Below are 17031 nucleotides of genomic sequence, written 5' to 3' on the forward strand. Positions count from 1 at the left end.
TTTAAGCTTAAAGTAAGTGGCCAGTCCAACCATCAACCACAAGGCGATCATGGACCACTCCACGCAAGGCAGCGGCAGCGCGCACGTCGATCCGTTCGCGCGGGCCCACCTGCCGCCCCCGGAACTCTGGCCCGAACTCCTGTTCGAATTGCCCGAGTTGCACTACCCGCCCAGGATCAACTGCGTTGCCGAGCTGCTGGACCGCCATGTGGCGGCCGGGCAGGGCGGGCGCACGGCGCTGTATGACGAGCACGAGCGCTGGAGCTACGTGCAATTGCAGGAGCGCGTCGACCGCATCGCCCACGTGTTGCGCGGGCCGATGGGCCTCGTGCCGGGCAACCGCGTGCTGCTGCGCGGCACCAATACGCCGCTGATGGCCGCCGCCATCCTGGCCGTGCTGAAGGCTGGACTGGTCGCCGTGCCCACCATGCCGCTGCTGCGCACGCGCGAACTGGCGACGATCGCCGCCAAGGCGAAGGTGGATGCCGTGCTGTGCGCCGCCTCGCTGCGCGCCGACCTCGACGCCGTGCCGGACTTGCCTCAGGTGCGCTATTTCGGCACCGATGCGCCAGACGGACTCGAAGCGTTGATGGCGCAGGCGCCGGGCGCCTTCACGGCCTGCGACACGGCGGCGGACGACGTGTGCCTGATCAGCTTCACCTCCGGCACCACTGGCGTACCGAAGGGGACGATGCACTTCCACCGCGACGTGCTTGCCATCTGCGACTGCTTCCCGCGGCACACGCTGCACACCCGTCCATCGGACGTGTTCATCGGCACGCCGCCGCTGGCCTTCACATTCGGGCTCGGCGGCCTGTTGCTGTTCCCGCTGCGCGTAGGCGCCTCTTCCGTACTGCTGGAAAGGCTCACGCCGGAAACGCTGCTGGCGGCGATCGCGCGTTACCGGGCGACCGTGTGCTTCACCGCGCCCACCTCGTACCGGCAGATGGCGGCGCTGGCCGACCGGTACGACCTGTCGAGTTTGCGCGAAACCGTGTCGGCGGGGGAAGCGCTGCCGGTCGCCACGCGCGAAGCGTGGCAGCGCGCCACGGGCCTGGCCATGATCGACGGCATCGGCTCGACCGAGATGCTGCACATCTTCATCTCGGCGGCTGGCGCCGAGGTGCGGCCGGGCGCCACCGGCAAGCCGGTGCCGGGCTACCGGGCCTGCGTGCTCGACGCGCAAGGCCAGCCGGTCGGGCCGGGCGTGGTGGGCCGGCTGGCCGTCAAGGGACCGACCGGGTGCCGCTACCTGGCCGATCCGCGGCAGAAGGATTATGTGTGCAACGGCTGGAACCTCACCGGCGACGCCTATGAAACGGATGCCGACGGCTATTTTTACTACCGCTCGCGCACCGACGACATGATCGTATCCGCCGGCTACAACATCGCCGGCCCGGAAGTGGAAGACGCGCTGCTGCGCCACCCGGCCGTGGCCGAGTGCGGCGTCGTCGGCCGCGAAGACGCCGAACGTGGGCAGCTCGTGGAAGCGCACGTGGTGCTGCGGCCGGGTTACGAGGCGGGACAGGGACTGGCGGCCGAGCTGCAGGAATTCGTCAAGGGCGAGATCGCGCCGTACAAGTATCCGCGCCGCGTGGTGTTCGCCACGTCGCTGCCGCGCACGGAAACCGGCAAGCTGCAGCGCTTCCGGCTGCGCCAGCCATGAACGTGCTGTGCATCGGCGGCGGCCCGGCCGGCCTGTACAGCGCGCTGCTGCTGAAGAAGGCTTCGCCGGCCCACCGCATCGTGGTCGTCGAGCGCAACCGGCCCTATGACACGTTCGGCTGGGGCGTCGTGTTCTCCGACCAGACGCTGGACAACCTGCGCGCGGCGGACGAGCCGACAGCGCGCGAGATCCTCGCCGCGTTCAACCACTGGGACGATATCGAGGTGTTTTACCGGGGCCAGCGGGTGCGCTCCGGCGGCCACGGTTTCGCCGGGATCGGCCGCAAGCGGCTGTTGAACATCCTGCAGCGGCGCTGCGAGGAACTGGGCGTGGAACTCGTGTTCGACACCGAGGTGACCGACGACCGCGAGCTGGCCGCGCGCTACGGGGCCGACCTGGTGATCGCGGCCGACGGCTTGAACAGCCGCGTGCGCAGCCGCTACGCGGAGACGTTCCTGCCACAGGTGGAGGCGCGCCAGTGCCGCTTCGTGTGGCTGGGCACGACAAAACAATTCGACGCGTTCACCTTCAATTTCCGCGAAACGGAACACGGCTGGTTCCAGGCCCATATCTACCAGTTCGAGGAAGGGACCTCAACGTTCATCGTGGAGACACCGGAGACCGTGTGGCGCGCCGCCGGCCTGGAAGACATGACGCAGCAGGAATCGATCGCGTTCTGCGAGCGGCTGTTCGCCGACCGGCTCGAAGGGCACCCGCTGATGTCGAACGCGGCCCACCTGCGCGGATCAAGCATGTGGATCCGCTTTCCGCGCATCGTGTGCGAACGGTGGGTGCACGGGAACGGCGCGGTACCGGTCGTGCTGATGGGCGACGCCGCGCACTCGGCGCACTTCTCCATCGGTTCCGGTACTAAGCTGGCGCTGGAGGATGCCATCGCGCTGGTCCGCTGCCTCGGTGCCTCCGGCGGCTTGAATGGGGCGCTGGCCGCCTATGAGGCGGAGCGTTCCATCGAGGTGCTCAAGCTGCAAAGCGCGGCGCGCAATTCGATGGAGTGGTTCGAGAACGTGGCGCGCTACGCCGCGCTGGACGCGCCGCAGTTCGCCTATGCGATGCTGGCGCGCAGCCAGCGGCTTTCCCATGAAAACCTGCGCCTGCGCGACCGCGATTACGTCGCCGACTACGAGCGCTGGTTCGCGCGGCGGGCCTTCGCCGAGGCCGGCCTGCCGGCGCCCGCCGACTGCGCCATTCCGCCGATGTTCACGCCCCTGAAGGTGCGCGATCTCGTGCTGAAGAACCGCATCGTCGTGTCGCCGATGGCACAGTACAGTGCCGTGGACGGCACCGTGGGGGACTGGCACCTGCTGCACCTCGGGGCGCGGGCAGTTGGCGGCGCGGCGCTGGTGATGGCGGAGATGACATGCGTTTCCGCCGATGCGCGGATCACGCCTCACTGTCCCGGCCTGTATGCGCCGGAACACACGCAGGCATGGCAACGCATCGTCGCCACGGTGCATGCGACCAGCGATGCGAAGATCGGCATCCAGCTGGGCCATGCCGGCGCCAAGGGCTCGACGCGCGCGATGTGGGAGGGCATCGACCAGCCGCTGGAAGAGGGTAACTGGCCGCTGCTGTCGGCCTCGCCGCAGCAATACCTGGAAGGCGTGTCGCAGGTGGCGCGCGAGGCCACGCCGGAAGACCTGCTGCGCATCGCGGCTGACTTCGTGCGCGCCACGCTGGCGGCCGACGCGGCGGGCTTCGACTGGCTCGAGCTGCACTGCGCGCACGGCTACCTGCTGTCGTCGTTCATCTCGCCGCTGACGAACCGGCGTACCGACGAGTATGGCGGCAGCCTGGAGAACCGCTGCCGTTTCCCGTTGCGCGTGTTTGCGGCAATGCGCGCCGCCTGGCCGGCGCACAAGCCGATGAGCGTGCGCATTTCCGCGCACGACTGGGTGGAGGGCGGCATCACGCCGGACGACGCGGTGCGCATCGCGCGCCTGTTCAAGGCGGAGGGCGCCGACATGATCGACTGTTCGTCCGGCCAGGTCAGCAAGCACGAGCAGCCCGTGTACGGCCGCATGTACCAGGCGCCGTTCGCCGACCGCGTGCGCAACGAGGCCGGCATCGCGGCCATCGCCGTCGGTTCGATCTACGAAGCCGATCATGCCAACGGCATCATTGCCGCCGGCCGCGCCGACCTGTGCGCGGTGGGGCGGCCGCACCTGGCCAATCCGGCCTGGACGCTGGCGGAGGCGGCACGCATCGGTTACCGTGCGATGCCGTGGCCGGTACAGTACCTGGCCGGGAAGAGCCAGCTGGAACGCGAGCTGGCACGCAACCTGGCGCGGGAGCGGGCTTGAACGACGGCGCCCGCCCACAGGTGCTGGACCTGGCCAGCCGCCTGACCGAGGATGATCACCAGTCGCTGAAGCTGTGGCTGCGCATGCTCTCGTGCACGGTGCGCATCGAGGACGAGATCCGCGCCCGGCTGCGCGAGCGTTTCGATGTCACGCTGCCGCGCTTCGACCTGATGGCCCAGCTGGAACGCTGTCCGGAAGGCATGCGCATGGGCGAGCTGGGCAAGCGCATGATGGTCACCGGCGGCAACGTCACCGGCATCGCCAACCAGCTCGAGCGCGAGAGGCTCGTGGTGCGCGTGCCCGACCCGCGCGACGGCCGCGCCTTCAGCGTGAAGCTCACGGCGGCCGGCCGGCGCGCGTTCGCGGCGATGGCGCGTGAGCACGAACAATGGGTGATCGAACTGCTGGGCGACATGCCCACGGAAGACAAGGCGCGGCTGCTGGAACTGCTGTCGCGCATGAAAGGGCATCTCGAAGCCCGCAAGGAGAAACCATGAAATACCTGCAAGGGCGGCCGCACGCGCTGCCCGGCCACCGCACGCCGCTGGCCGGTCACGCGGCGCGGCACTTCCTGTTCGCCGTCGAAGCGGGTGTGGCCACCGTCACGCTGGACCGGCCCGAGCGCAAGAACCCGCTCACGTTCGACTCGTACGCCGAATTGCGCGACCTGTTTCGCGCGCTGGCGCATGCCGACGACGTGAAGGCCATCGTGATCGCCGGGGCCGGCGGGAATTTCTGTTCGGGTGGCGACGTGCACGACATCATCGGGCCGCTGACGCAGCTGGACATGCCGGGACTGCTGGCGTTTACGCGCATGACGGGTGACGTGGTGAAGGCGATGCGCGCCTGCCCGCAGCCGGTGATCGCGGCGGTGGACGGCGTGTGCGCCGGCGCGGGCGCGATGCTGGCGCTGGCGTCGGATATCCGCTACGGGACCGCGCGCAGCAAGACCGCCTTCCTGTTCACGCGCGTCGGCCTGGCCGGCTGCGACATGGGCGCCTGCGCGCTGCTGCCGCGCGTGATCGGCCAGGGCCGGGCCGCCGAGCTGCTGTACACGGGCCGCTCCATGTCGGGCGCGGAAGGCGAGCGCTGGGGATTCTTCAATGCCCTGCACGAACCCGAGGCGCTGGCAGGGGCCGCGCTCGGGTTGGCTCGCGGCCTGGCGGACGGCCCCACGTTCGCCCACGCCATGACAAAGAAGATGCTGCAGCAGGAATGGAACATGGGCGTGGACGAGGCGATCGAGGCGGAGGCGCAGGCGCAGGCGATCTGCATGGCGACCAACGATTTCCATCGCGCGTATCACGCCTTCGTGGCGAAGCAAAAGCCGCAATTCGAAGGAGACTGACGTGGCGGACAAGGCATACCTGGACTGGCCCTTCCTCGAGCAGCGCCATCGCGACCTCGAGCACGAGCTCGATGCCTGGGCGGCGCAGTACCTCGCCGATGCGCACGACCACGATGTCGACAACGCCTGCCGCGCGCTGGTGATGCTGCTGGGCGATGCCGGCTGGCTGCGGCACGCCGTGGGCGGCACGCAATACGGCGGTGCCGGCGACGCGCTCGATACCCGCGCGCTCTGCCTGATCCGCGAGACGCTGGCGCGGCACGAAGGCCTGGCCGATTTCGCGTTCGCCATGCAGGGGCTCGGCGCCGGCGCCATCAGCCTGTTCGGCAGCGCGGCGCAAAAAGAGGCTTACCTGCCGCGCGTGGCGCGCGGCGCGGCCATCGCGGCCTTTGCGCTCTCCGAGCCGCAGGCGGGGTCGGACGTGGCGGCGATGGCCTGCGCGGCGGTGCGTGATGGCGATCACTACGTGCTCGACGGCGAAAAGACCTGGATTTCCAACGGCGGCATCGCGGATTTCTACGTGGTGTTCGCCCGTACCGGCGAGGCGCCCGGCGCGCGCGGCATCAGCGCCTTCGTCGTCGATGCCGATGCGCCAGGACTGTCGATCGCCGAGCGGCTGCACGTGATCGCGCCGCACCCGCTGGCCCGCCTGCGCTTCGACGCTTGCCGCATTCCGGCCGCGGCCCTGATCGGCGAGGCGGGGCAGGGCTTCAAGGTGGCGATGGCCACGCTGGACGTGTTTCGCACCTCGGTGGCCGCGGCGGCGCTCGGCTTCGCGCGACGCGCACTTGACGAGGCGCTGGAGCGTGCCACCTCGCGCGGCATGTTCGGCGGCGTGCTGGCGGACTTCCAGCTGACGCAGGCGAAGCTGGCGCAAATGGCGACCGGCATCGACGCCGCCGCGCTGCTCACTTACCGCGCGGCCTGGCTGCGCGACGCGGGATCGAAGGTGACGAAGGAGGCGGCGATGGCGAAGATGACGGCGACCGAAACGGCGCAACAGGTCATCGACGCGGCCGTGCAGATGTTCGGCGGACAGGGCGTGGCCAGCGGCGCGATGGTGGAGCGGCTGTACCGGGAAATCCGCGCGTTGCGCATCTACGAGGGGGCCACCGAAGTGCAGCAGCTGATCATCGCGCGCGAGCTGTTGCGCGCGGCAAAGGAGTAACGATGGAAATCTTGCAGCCGCCCGGCTGGCCCCGGCCCAAGGGATACGCGAACGGTATTGCCGCGAGTGGACGCATGGTGTTCGTCAGCGGCATGGTGGGGTGGAATGCCGATGGGGTGTTCGAAAGCGACGACTTCGTGAGCCAGGCGCGCCAGGCCTTGCTCAACGCCGTGCAGGTGTTGGCCGAGGCGGGAGCGCGACCTGGGCATATCGTGCGGATGACATGGTACGTCGTCGACCGGGAGGAATACCTGGCCGCGGGCAAGCGGCTCGGGCAGGCGTATCGCGAGGTGATCGGTGAACACTATCCGGCCATGACGGCGGTGGCGGTGACGGCGCTGATCGAGGCGCGCGCCCGGGTCGAGATCGAGATCACCGCGGTGCTGCCGGAGGAACCCGCCGGCCGCGGCTGACGGGGCCGCGCGGCCGGCGGGCCGACCCTGGACTTAATTGCCTGCCGCGACTGCCGCTTGCGGGCCAGGAACCAGCAGGGCGCAGTTCTTGCCGCTCGCCAGGGGAATCCGGACCATACCTGCCTCGGCGGCAGCCTGCTTTTCGCAGGTCAGCAATGTCACATCCTTGGCGGGCGCGGGAGCATGCTGGGTGATCGTGGTCGGGATGCCGCTCACCGTCAGGGCATGCGCGTAGAACAAGGTTGGCGCGACATAGTAAGGGAAGCCTGGAGCTACCGGGTAGCCGGGATGCACCACGACCAGCGAGCCGATTTCGCGGTCGGTATTGACCAGCGAGCGCAAGGCGAAGCTGTGCTGGTCGTAAGGGTTTCTCTCCTTCTTCGCGATCGAGCGGTGGATCAGGGCCGCATTGGCCGTGAACACGGCTGCCGAGACGGCAACGCACAGCAGCAGGAGCGGCGCATTTCTCGTGGCCAGGGCACGGACGTTGAACTTGCCGACGAGTTCACCGATGCCGAGTGCGCAGATGATCGCGTAAAGCGGCACCAGCGGCATCGCGTACCATGCCAGCTTCGTGCTCGCCGACGAAATGACGAAGAGGTAGAAGAGCGAGCAGGTGGTGAGGAAGGCGATCAGGCGCTTCAGCTCCGTGGAGCGCCGGAACAGCAGGTACGCTGCCATGCAGAAGCTTGGGATCAGCCAGGGGAAATACTTGATACGCATGACATACCACAGCGGTCCGCCGTGATGGCCCTCCAGCGCATTCGCATAACGCCCGCCGAGGTCGTTTGCCTGCACCGCGGCAAAATAGCCGGGATCGATCTCGTTCCTGAACCAGTAATAGGCGATGCATGCGCCGGCGGCCAGGATGCAACCCACGTAGAAATAAGGGGCGCGCAATACCGGAACGAGCCTGCGCGCAAACAGCGCATAGAGGAATATCGCCGGCATGAAGATGAACCCCTGGATCGTCTTCGTATAGAACGCCAGCACGATGGCGATCATCGTCACCGCGAACCAGGATTTCCTGGAGCGGGCATCGCCTTCGAGGAACACGAAGGCGGCGAGGACATACGCGGTGGTCAGCAGGGTCAGCAGTGCATCGTAGTTGCCGCTGCGCGCGCCGTGCACCAGTACATAGCCGGGGGAAGCAAGGAGGATGATGACCGCGAAGAATGCGTGTACCGGGCGCCGGAGTTGCGAGTTCACGAACCAGTAGACGAGCGCGACGGTTGCAATGGAGGCCAGCACGGACGGCAGGCGCACGCTGAACTCGTTCAGGCCAAACAGCTTCATCGACAGGGCCATCAGCCAGATCAGCAATGGCGGCTTGGTGTTCCAATGATCGGGGACCCAGTCGTAGGTCGTGATGAGCGACAGGCCGGTTCTCGACATTTCAAGCGCGTTGTTCGCCAGCCGCGCTTCATCCCACACCTCGAGCGTGGCATCGGTGATGCGATAGAAAAAGACGAGGGCCGACACGCCGATCGCCATGGCGAACAGGAAGAGATCGCGCGGGCTCATCCGCTGGGCGGCACCGCTGACCCCTTCCAGGCCGCGGCCCTGGCCAGCCTCCTGGGGGAGAATCGGCGAGGAGACCTCGCCAGCCTTGTCCCTGTTGAACTGTGCGAACACGATCGCCTTCGAGCCCAGGTAGAACACCAGGGTGTAGAACGGCATCGCCACGATATGGCAAGCATAGGGATTCAAGCCCAGGCCCAGGAGCAGCTGCAACACGAGCAGGTTGACGAGATATGCCACCCCCGCCACCAGCACGAACCGGATCGCCGCCTGCACAGTGTCGCCGCGGTGGGAGAATGTCCAGGTCTTGTTCAGCACGAAACTGCAAACCATGCCGATGACATAGCCGAGGGCATTTGCCGGCACGTCTGCAAGACCGAACCAGGCCTTCGACACAAAGATGACCACCATTGTGAGGGCGGTGTTCAAGACCCCGACGGTCAGGAATTTGCCGAGCGTGAGCGTGAAAAGCCTGTTGAGTGAAGCGGCGGCGATATTCATCGGTGTTCGAACTGATCGTTTGACTAGAGAAACCACGGCGGCGTGTTCGGGGCAAGAGCTTGCCACCCCCTTCCATGCCGTGACGGTGTAATTAATTCGTATTTGCTGCGTTCGTAATTGCTGCGTTCGTAATTGCTGCGGCCGTCGTTACTGGGCCGTCATTACCAAGGCCGTCATGACCAGGGCCGATTGCTGCGGTGAGACTGGCAGGCCGGACCGGCCTGCTGGAAGCATTGTTTTTCTACAGGCTGGAGCATTCGCCGTCGGGTACCCTGGACGCCCGCGTGGTCCTGCCGACGTCCTGCCCGGGCGACGACGTGACGGTGCGCTCGATGAAGTAGCGCGGCCGCGATTTCGTCTCGCCATAGATTTTACCCATGTAGGCGCCGATGACGCCGAGGCACAGCAGCTGAATGCCGCCAAGCAGCGTCAACGGGAATACGGTCGACGCCCAGCCCGGGACTGCGCGGTCCGTGAAGAGTGCTGTCCAGATTACCCATGCGCCGACCAGCAGCGATAGCGCGAACACAATGAAGCCCAGCATCGTGATCATCTGCAGGGGTACCGTGGAGAACGACGTGATTGCCTCGCCAGCCAGCTTGAGCATCTTTTTCAGCGGATATTTCGTCTCGCCGGCGAAGCGCTCCTTGCGCACGTACTCGACCGTGGTGGCCTTGAAACCGATCAGCGGCACGATGCCACGCAGATAAAGATTGACTTCCTTGTATTCGCGCAGGGCATCGATGATCCGGCGGCTCATCAGCCTGAAATCGGCATGGTTATGGATGAGGTCGACACCGAACCACGCCAGCAGCTTGTAGAAGAACACGGCACTGTTCCGCTTGAACATGGAGTCGCTGGAACGGTCGTTGCGCACGCCATACACGATTTCATTGCCTTGCAGGTACTTGTCGACCATCGTCTCGATAACGTTGATATCGTCCTGTAAATCCGCGTCGATCGTGATGACGATGTCGGCGCTGCTCCACAGCAGCCCGGCCAGCACCGCGTTCTGGTGCCCGCGGTTGCGCGAGAGCTTGATGCCGGCCACGTGGGCTCGTTTTTCGGACTCTTCCTCGATCAGTGCCCACGTCTTGTCCCGGCTGCCATCGTCGACGAACACGACCTGGCTGGCCGGCGCTATTTTCCCTAGTTGAATCAGTCGCAGCAGCAAGTTCTCGAACTGGCGGGAAGACTCTGCCAATACCGCCTCTTCGTTATAACAAGGCACAACGATCTGCAGCGTATTCGGCAAGTCCCGTCGGAGAGGAGATTTTTCGCTAAGATCCAGATCTTGCATTTATTTACCTTCAACTAGTTTTTTGAGCGAGTCAAACGATCCGGCCTCGGTCGAATGTTTGATATCGCGGAAATGATGTGTTGCGAACAGCTATCGACGTGCGCAAGGTGAGAACTAACCCAGGTTCAGCATTGTCAGAGAATAACGGTGATTTCGTAACTCCGGGTTACAATGGTCACTCTGGCTTCGGCGGGCTTCCGAACGGACCCGTGTTGGATAGCACCACTCTCGACTGCAAGGACTTTGAGTGTTCGATGTACCTCGTAGATGGCGATTGGCGCGCAGTAATCTTTGCAATCGCAACTTTACCATGGTTTTCCAAAATTGCAAGTTTCCGCGCGGTGCGTGCGCGGTTGAACGCTGTTGACTTGATAAGACTAATTAAAGTGCGGCAACCAGCCAGCACGACTGGCCGCTCGTGCCAGCGGGCCCCTCGGCGCGGGCTCCCGCACCTCGGCACGCAGCCGTTCCGGGCGGCAGAGGGGGCCGCGGATTCAGGACTGGCGTCCACCAGGGATGCAGGCCCAGGAAGGCGCGGGCGCCGCATTCATCAGCGGCGCGGCTCCGTGACAGGTGCTTGCTGGTAGTTGCCCACGTGCCATCTCCATAGGGAGCGGCAGAGCACGGCATCGCGCCGCCGAAGACGCAAGCAGCTCGCGCTTGTGGTTTGCAGACAACTTATAATAAAATCACTATTCGCGTAACTCGACATTCGTCTTCATGCAGACTCGCTCTGGTCGTCGCTTCGACGGAGCTGTAGCTGGCGCCTGTAATCCAAAGTTGGCAAGGCAGTCGGTGAAATTGTCCGATCCGTTCGGTTCAACAAGGTCATGTAATCCAGTGCATTCTTCGATCCGTTCGCGGGCCGTTTGATTCAGTCTGACTCCCATTGCCTGGGATGTTGCGTTTCGAGGCCGGTCGGCCTCTGGCACGTGGTTTGTTGCGAATTCCTTCTTCCAGTATCCCGCGGATACTCCCTTGCTCAGTCTTCGATCATTATCCATATATGACAACCGTAACTCGCGCTCCTGATCGTACGGCAGGTGAAAGAACCCAGGACAAGGAAAAGGGTTTTTGGGCCCTGAACTGGCTTCGCTTCGTTCTTGCCATCTACCTGGTTCTTTTCCACACGCTGAAAGATAACTACGATGCAATCAGGGATACATGGATCCAGGCTTCGCTGGGCCTGGGCAATCTGGCGACGAGCGTGTTCTTCGTGCTGTCGGGCTTCTTGCTGATGCATGCGTATGTGGTCGTCAAGGGTGGGCGGGCGGTCGACAAGCGCAAGTTCTGGGTGGCCCGGTTTTCCACCCTGTATCCGTTGCACATCGCGACCCTCCTGCTGGGCATCATTCCGGTGGCGCATGCGATCCTCGTGCGTGGCGAAATCAAGGTGCCGACCGAAGTGCAGGGAGCCGCGGTGCGGGCGCTCGGGTCCGGCGAGCTGGTCGGCGGCTTCTTCCTGAACGCCGCGTTGCTGAGCGCCTGGAATCCCTTCTACCTGCTTTTCAATGGTCCCGCCTGGTCGCTGTCGGCCCTGGCGTGTTACTACCTGATCTTTCCCTTCATCGCGCTCCGCATCTACGAAATGAAACGGCCGGTCGCGGCGCTCGTTTTCCTGGGCATTGCATTCGCGTTGCCGGGGGCGATCGCGGACCTGCTCCACCTGGACGATGTCGTCACGGCCGGGATATTGCACCGCAATCCGGTCATGCGGCTGCCCCTGTTCATCGCGGGGATGGTGCTGTGTGTCGCCTTCGCGCGCGCCCGGAATGCAGGTTCGCCGTTCCAGTTCTTCATTGCGGCGGCAACGACGGTCGCGACGCTGATCCTGGCGACGGAACTCCAGTACCTGGAAAGCGAGGCGCACCTCATCAAGAATGGGCTGTATTACCCCGCCAGCCTGGCAATCCTGTGGCTGTGCGTCTGCCTGAAGACGAACCCGGGCAAGGGCGTCCAGTACTGGGGCGCCCGCCTGGGCTCCGCCTCGTTGCCGATGTTCCTGCTCCACGTACCCCTGTTCCCAGTGTTTCGCGCCGCCGAGAAATTCGTCAAGGCGCTGATCCACAGCCCGGACTGGAGCATGTCCGCCATCATCGCGACCGGCAAGCAGATCGACCAGGGGCTGGAATGCTACTGGGTGTACCTGGTCGTGCTGACGGTGATCTGCGTGCTCGTGCAGGAGCGCTTCGTCGTCCCCATCCAGGGGAAGATCAGGAACCGGATGTTCGCCTCCAGCGCGGCGCCCGTGGAGGCGCCGAAGGCTTCGCGGGCAGGGCCGCTGCACTAACGCCGCGCAGGCGCGGTGCGCAAGCGAGGGTGGCCGCTCGATAGCGGCGCCCCTCGCTTGTCGCCCAATTACCTTGGCTTCATCGAATAGGGCGGGAGGCGGGGTGCGTGCCGATTGCTGTCGTATCGTCTTCGCCGCCGCGCCGTGCAACCGGTATGGGCGGAGCCGTGCCTGGGGTTAACCTGCCAATGACGAATCGATCTGAAGGGAAGTGGCCCGCATGGGCTGGGCGCGGAACGCGGCGTGCGACGAAGGGGATGGTCCCCCCGACTGGAATCGAACCAGTATCCCACGCTTAGGAGGCATGTGCACTATCCATTGTGCTACGGGGAGGACGCAAGGCGAGCGCAATTATAGCCGACTGTGGTGCAAAAGTTAGTATTCCCTGCTGCCAGTCGGTACAATGCCCAATTCACGCTTCGATATCAGCCATGGCAGTCATCTCCCTCTCTTCCGCGCAACTGGCATTCGGCCACCACGCGCTTCTCGACCACGCAGAATTTTCCCTCGAAGCCGGCGAACGGGTCGGCCTGATCGGCCGCAACGGCACCGGCAAGTCTTCGCTTCTGAAGATCATCGCCGGCCGGCAAAAGCTCGACGATGGCCTGCTCGTCATGCAGCAGGGCCTGCGCATCACCTATGTGGAACAGGAGCCGCAATTCGAACCTGACATGTCGGTGTTCGATGCCGTGGCCGAAGGGCTGGGCGACATGCCCGCGTTGCTGAAGGAATACAACGCGCTGGCCGGCCGGCTGGGTTCGGGCGACGACGATGCGCTGATGGCCCGCATGCACGAGGTGCAGGTGCGCCTGGATGCCGGCGACGGCTGGGGCGTCGCCAACAAGGTCGAGCAGACGCTCGACCGCCTGAGCCTGGGACCGGATGCGCAGATGAAGACGCTGTCGGGCGGCATGCAGAAGCGTGTCGCGCTGGCGCGTGCGCTGGTGGCGGGGCCTGACGTGCTGCTGCTCGACGAGCCCACCAACCATCTGGACTTCACCTCGATCCAATGGCTCGAGGGCCTGCTGCGCGATTTCCGCGGCAGCGTGCTGTTCATCACGCACGACCGTTCCTTCCTCGATAACGTCGCCACGCGGATCGTCGAGCTCGACCGCGGGGTGCTGATGTCCTACCCCGGCAACTTCAGCACCTACCAGGTGCGCAAGGCCGAGCAACTGGCAGTCGAGGCGGTGGAGAACGCGAAGTTCGACAAGGTGCTCGCCCAGGAAGAGGTGTGGATCCGCAAGGGCGTCGAAGCGCGGCGTACCCGCAACGAGGGGCGCGTGCGCCGCCTGGAGCGTTTGCGCGTCGAGCGCGCCGCCCGGCGCGACCAGCAGGGGCAGGTGCGGCTGGAAGTGGCATCCGGCGAGCGCTCGGGCAAGATCGTCGCGGAACTGGACGGCATCACCAAGCAGTATGGCGACAAGGTGATCGTGCGGGACTTTTCCGCGACGATCATGCGCGGTGACAAGATCGGCCTGATCGGCCCGAACGGCGCCGGCAAGTCGACGCTGCTGAAACTGATCCTCGGCGAGGAAGCGCCCGATGCCGGCACCGTAAAGCAGGGCACCCGCCTGCAGGTGGCGTACTTCGACCAGATGCGCTCGCAGCTGAACGAGGAAGCCAGCCTTGCCGACACCATTTCGCCAGGCAGCGAGTGGGTGGAAATCAACGGGCAGAAGAAGCATGTGATGAGCTACCTGTCCGATTTCCTGTTTGCTCCCGAGCGTGCGCGCTCGCCGGTGCGGACGCTGTCGGGCGGCGAGCGGAACCGCCTGCTGCTTGCCCGGCTGTTTGCCAAACCGGCCAATGTGCTGGTGCTGGACGAGCCGACCAACGACCTCGATATCGATACCCTCGAACTGCTGGAGGAATTGCTCGAGGATTACACCGGTACGGTCTTTCTCGTCAGCCATGACCGCATGTTCCTCGACAATGTCGTGACGCAGGTGATCGTGGCCGAAGGCGAGGGGCAATGGCGCGAGTACGTGGGTGGGTACACCGACTGGGAGCGCGTGCGCGCCACGGTCGCGGCGCCGCGCCCCGCGAAGGCCGAGGCGCGCCAGCCGAAACAGGACCAGGCGCCGTCGGTTGCGGCGCCGGCGGCCGCCAGGCCGAAGAAGCTGAGCTTCAAGGAGCAGCGCGAACTGGACGGCTTGCCGGACGTGATCGCTGCCCTGGAGGCGGAGCAGGCGGACCTGAATGCCACGCTGGCCGATCCGGAGTTCTACCGCAAGACGCCGGCCGAGTCGCGCCGCGTGCACGAGCGTATCGGGACGATCGAAAGCGAGCTGATGGCTGCATTGGAACGCTGGCAGGAACTGGAGGAGCGCTCGGCGAACTGAGCACCGGGAGCGCGCGATTGCGCGGTCAGGATCGCCTCCGTGCAGGCATCAGCGCTCCTCTAATCGTTACTACAGTGCACGAAATCTGCAACGCCTGAGCTGATTTATTGTAAAATCTACAAATATGGCCCGTTGGGAGCGGCCACTTACGACCACGAGACGGGGATTGCGATGCAACCGGACACTCCCAAGAACAGCAACCAACCGGCCACATCGGCAGGGCCAGTACGCGGCCACGGCTTCTTCAATCCCGATTCCCTGCCGCGTATCGTCCCATTCGGTATCTACATGGCGTTCATCGTCGTGGCGGACCTGCTGGCACGGGCCGGTTGGGAAGCGGCGGACCAGCTGTGGCTCTATCCGGTCAAGATTCTGGCAGTTTGCGCGGCGCTGTGGGTCTATCGTTCGAGCTACCGCGAACTGGCCTGGCAGGGCATGGCGGCACGCCATTGGATCGAGGCGATCGTCACGGGCATCGTCGTACTGGTCCTGTGGGTCAACCTCGACGCGCCATGGATGCAGGTCGGCAGTGCGGCGGGTTACGCGCCATTCGGCGCGGACGGCCGGATCGACTGGCTGCTGGTAGCCTGCCGGATCGCCGGTGCCGCGCTAGTCGTGCCGGTCATGGAGGAGCTGTTCTGGCGCTCCTTCCTCATGCGCTGGCTGGAGCGCAGCACTTTCCTGACGGTTTCGCCCGGCAGTGTGCGGCTGTTTGCTTTTTGCGTCACCGCGGTGCTGTTCGGTATCGAGCACACCCTCTGGCTGGCTGGCATTGTTGCAGGCATCGCTTATGGCGCGCTCTACATCCGTAGCGGCAACCTCTGGTCACCGATCCTGGCGCACGCTGTCACCAACGGTTTGCTGGGAGGCTGGATTGTGCTCACGGAAAACTGGGCGTACTGGTAATATTGTAATTTGAGTAATAAATTAGATAGTCACTGCACCGATGCATACAAAATTTCGCTTGCTGCCATTGGCATGTGCCGCGCTGATGTACAGCAATGGCGCCGTTGCTCAGATCAGCCAGACCATTCATCCGTTCGTCTCCGTCGGCTATACGTACGACGATAACCTCCTGCGTCTGCCGGATCAGGCCGTCGGCGTCGAGCAGCGTTCCGACCGCATGACGCAGGCGCTGGCGGGGGTGCAGATCGACCGCCCTGTCGGGCGGCAGAACTTCACCGCCACCGCCAAGGTCACCCGCGTGACGTTCGACCATTACGACCAGCTCGACTACAACGGCAAGGACTTCAAGGCCGAGTGGGCCTGGCGAGTCGGTAACTATTTCGATGGGACACTGGGGGCGACCTATGAGCAGACGCTGACGCCCTTCACCGATTACCACTCCGACGAGCGGAACCTGCGCACGCAGCGGCGCGAATACGTGTCGGGCGGGTGGCGGTTCCATCCGCGCTGGCGCGTGCGCACCGGGGCCGAGCGTTCCCGCTACACCTATGAGCTGTCCGTCCAGCGCGGCAACAACCGCGAGACCACGCTTGCCGAGCTCGGGGTCGATTACCTGGCGCCCAGCGGGGACCGGATCGGCCTCGTGGCCCGCCAGTTCGAGGGGAGCTACCGCAATGCCCGCAACGTCAACGGCGTTCTGTTGCAGGACGACTACAAGCAAGACGAACTGAAGGCAAATATCTTGTGGACGCCTACCGGGGTCACGCAAGTGCAGGTGCTGGCCGGCTACGCACGCCGCCGCCACGATGCATTCACCGCGCGCGACAGCAGCGGGGCGAATGGCCGGATCACGGTCGCCTGGGCGCCGACCGGCAAGCTCAAGTTCACCGGTGCCGCGTGGCGCGAGTTTGCCGCGGTGGAGAGCTCGGTGGTGAATAACAGCCTCAACAGCGGGGGCAGCCTGGCGGCGACATGGAGTATCTCGGCCAAGGTGCAGGCGAACGCATCGGTGCGGCGCGAGACGCGCGAATTCGAGCGTCTCGCGGGCTCGACGCTGGCCAGCGATGATTTGAGCGACCGGATCCGTGGTGCCACGGTCGGCCTGACGTATGCCCCGATCCGTTCTGTCCAGTTGAGCTTGTCGGGCTTTGCCGATCGCCGCTCAGGGAATCCGATCATCGGCACTTCCGATTACAAAGCCAAGGGGGTCGCGGCCAACGTGACCCTGCAGTTCTGACATACCGGTAGCAGC

At 65.0% G+C, this 17031-nt stretch carries 12 protein-coding genes and 1 tRNA gene; 10 read left to right on the forward strand and 3 right to left on the reverse strand.

The window, feature by feature from the left end; genetic code table 11:
* The first annotated feature begins 49 nt into the window (after positions 1-49).
* From V6Z91_RS15255 to V6Z91_RS15280, 6 genes are read left to right on the forward strand one after another with little or no spacing between them, the layout of a single operon-like run.
* Complete coding sequence (locus V6Z91_RS15255) at positions 50-1666, forward strand: benzoate-CoA ligase family protein (protein ID WP_338758380.1); 1617 nt, start codon at positions 50-52, stop codon at positions 1664-1666.
* Positions 1663-3987 carry a bifunctional salicylyl-CoA 5-hydroxylase/oxidoreductase gene (locus V6Z91_RS15260; RefSeq protein ID WP_338758381.1) on the forward strand — a complete coding sequence of 775 codons (2325 nt, stop codon included), beginning with the start codon at positions 1663-1665 and terminating at the stop codon, positions 3985-3987. Before V6Z91_RS15255 ends, V6Z91_RS15260 begins: the two co-directional genes overlap by 4 nt.
* The gene (locus V6Z91_RS15265; RefSeq protein WP_338758382.1) at positions 3984-4484 is read left to right on the forward strand and encodes a MarR family transcriptional regulator; all 501 of its coding nucleotides are present in this window, start codon (positions 3984-3986) and stop codon (positions 4482-4484) included. Before V6Z91_RS15260 ends, V6Z91_RS15265 begins: the two co-directional genes overlap by 4 nt.
* Positions 4481-5335, forward strand: a complete 855-nt coding sequence (locus V6Z91_RS15270) for an enoyl-CoA hydratase family protein (RefSeq protein ID WP_338758383.1) — start codon at positions 4481-4483, stop codon at positions 5333-5335. Before V6Z91_RS15265 ends, V6Z91_RS15270 begins: the two co-directional genes overlap by 4 nt.
* Before the next feature lies 1 nt (position 5336).
* Positions 5337-6503: an acyl-CoA dehydrogenase family protein gene (locus tag V6Z91_RS15275; RefSeq protein ID WP_338758384.1), complete on the forward strand. Its 1167-nt coding sequence runs from the start codon at positions 5337-5339 to the stop codon at positions 6501-6503.
* A gap of 2 nt (positions 6504-6505) precedes the next feature.
* Positions 6506-6916, forward strand: a complete 411-nt coding sequence (locus V6Z91_RS15280) for a RidA family protein (protein ID WP_338758385.1) — start codon at positions 6506-6508, stop codon at positions 6914-6916.
* 33 nt (positions 6917-6949) lie between these two features.
* On the opposite strand, the gene V6Z91_RS15285 is transcribed toward V6Z91_RS15280, so the two are convergent.
* Both V6Z91_RS15285 and V6Z91_RS15290 read right to left on the reverse strand, forming a co-directional pair.
* The gene (locus V6Z91_RS15285; protein WP_338758386.1) at positions 6950-8938 is read right to left on the reverse strand and encodes a GtrA family protein; all 1989 of its coding nucleotides are present in this window, start codon (positions 8936-8938) and stop codon (positions 6950-6952) included.
* A gap of 241 nt (positions 8939-9179) precedes the next feature.
* Positions 9180-10142: a glycosyltransferase family 2 protein gene (locus V6Z91_RS15290; protein ID WP_338758388.1), complete on the reverse strand. Its 963-nt coding sequence runs from the start codon at positions 10140-10142 to the stop codon at positions 9180-9182.
* Positions 10143-11244: 1102 nt separating this feature from the next.
* On the opposite strand from V6Z91_RS15290, the gene V6Z91_RS15295 reads away from it, so the two are divergent.
* Positions 11245-12528 (forward strand): acyltransferase, encoded by a 1284-nt coding sequence (locus V6Z91_RS15295; RefSeq protein WP_338758389.1) that lies wholly within the window; start codon positions 11245-11247, stop codon positions 12526-12528.
* A 258-nt stretch (positions 12529-12786) separates the two neighbouring features.
* Here the strand turns inward: V6Z91_RS15295 and V6Z91_RS15300 are convergent.
* Positions 12787-12861 (reverse strand) — tRNA-Arg (locus V6Z91_RS15300).
* Positions 12862-12959: 98 nt separating this feature from the next.
* Between V6Z91_RS15300 and V6Z91_RS15305 the strand changes: the two genes are divergently transcribed.
* The 3 genes from V6Z91_RS15305 to epsL all read left to right on the forward strand — a co-directional run bounded on the left by V6Z91_RS15305 (position 12960) and on the right by epsL (position 17016).
* A complete protein-coding gene (locus V6Z91_RS15305; protein WP_338758390.1) occupies positions 12960-14873 on the forward strand; it encodes an ATP-binding cassette domain-containing protein in 1914 nt (637 codons plus the stop codon).
* 171 nt (positions 14874-15044) lie between these two features.
* The gene (locus tag V6Z91_RS15310; RefSeq protein ID WP_338758391.1) at positions 15045-15779 is read left to right on the forward strand and encodes a CAAX prenyl protease-related protein; all 735 of its coding nucleotides are present in this window, start codon (positions 15045-15047) and stop codon (positions 15777-15779) included.
* Positions 15780-15837: 58 nt separating this feature from the next.
* Positions 15838-17016 (forward strand): XrtB/PEP-CTERM-associated polysaccharide biosynthesis outer membrane protein EpsL, encoded by a 1179-nt coding sequence (gene epsL, locus V6Z91_RS15315; protein ID WP_338758392.1) that lies wholly within the window; start codon positions 15838-15840, stop codon positions 17014-17016.
* Positions 17017-17031: the final 15 nt, after the last annotated feature.

Origin of the sequence: Massilia sp. METH4 (assembly GCF_037094685.1) — a bacterium.
Classification (GTDB): Bacteria; Pseudomonadota; Gammaproteobacteria; order Burkholderiales; family Burkholderiaceae_D; genus Rugamonas.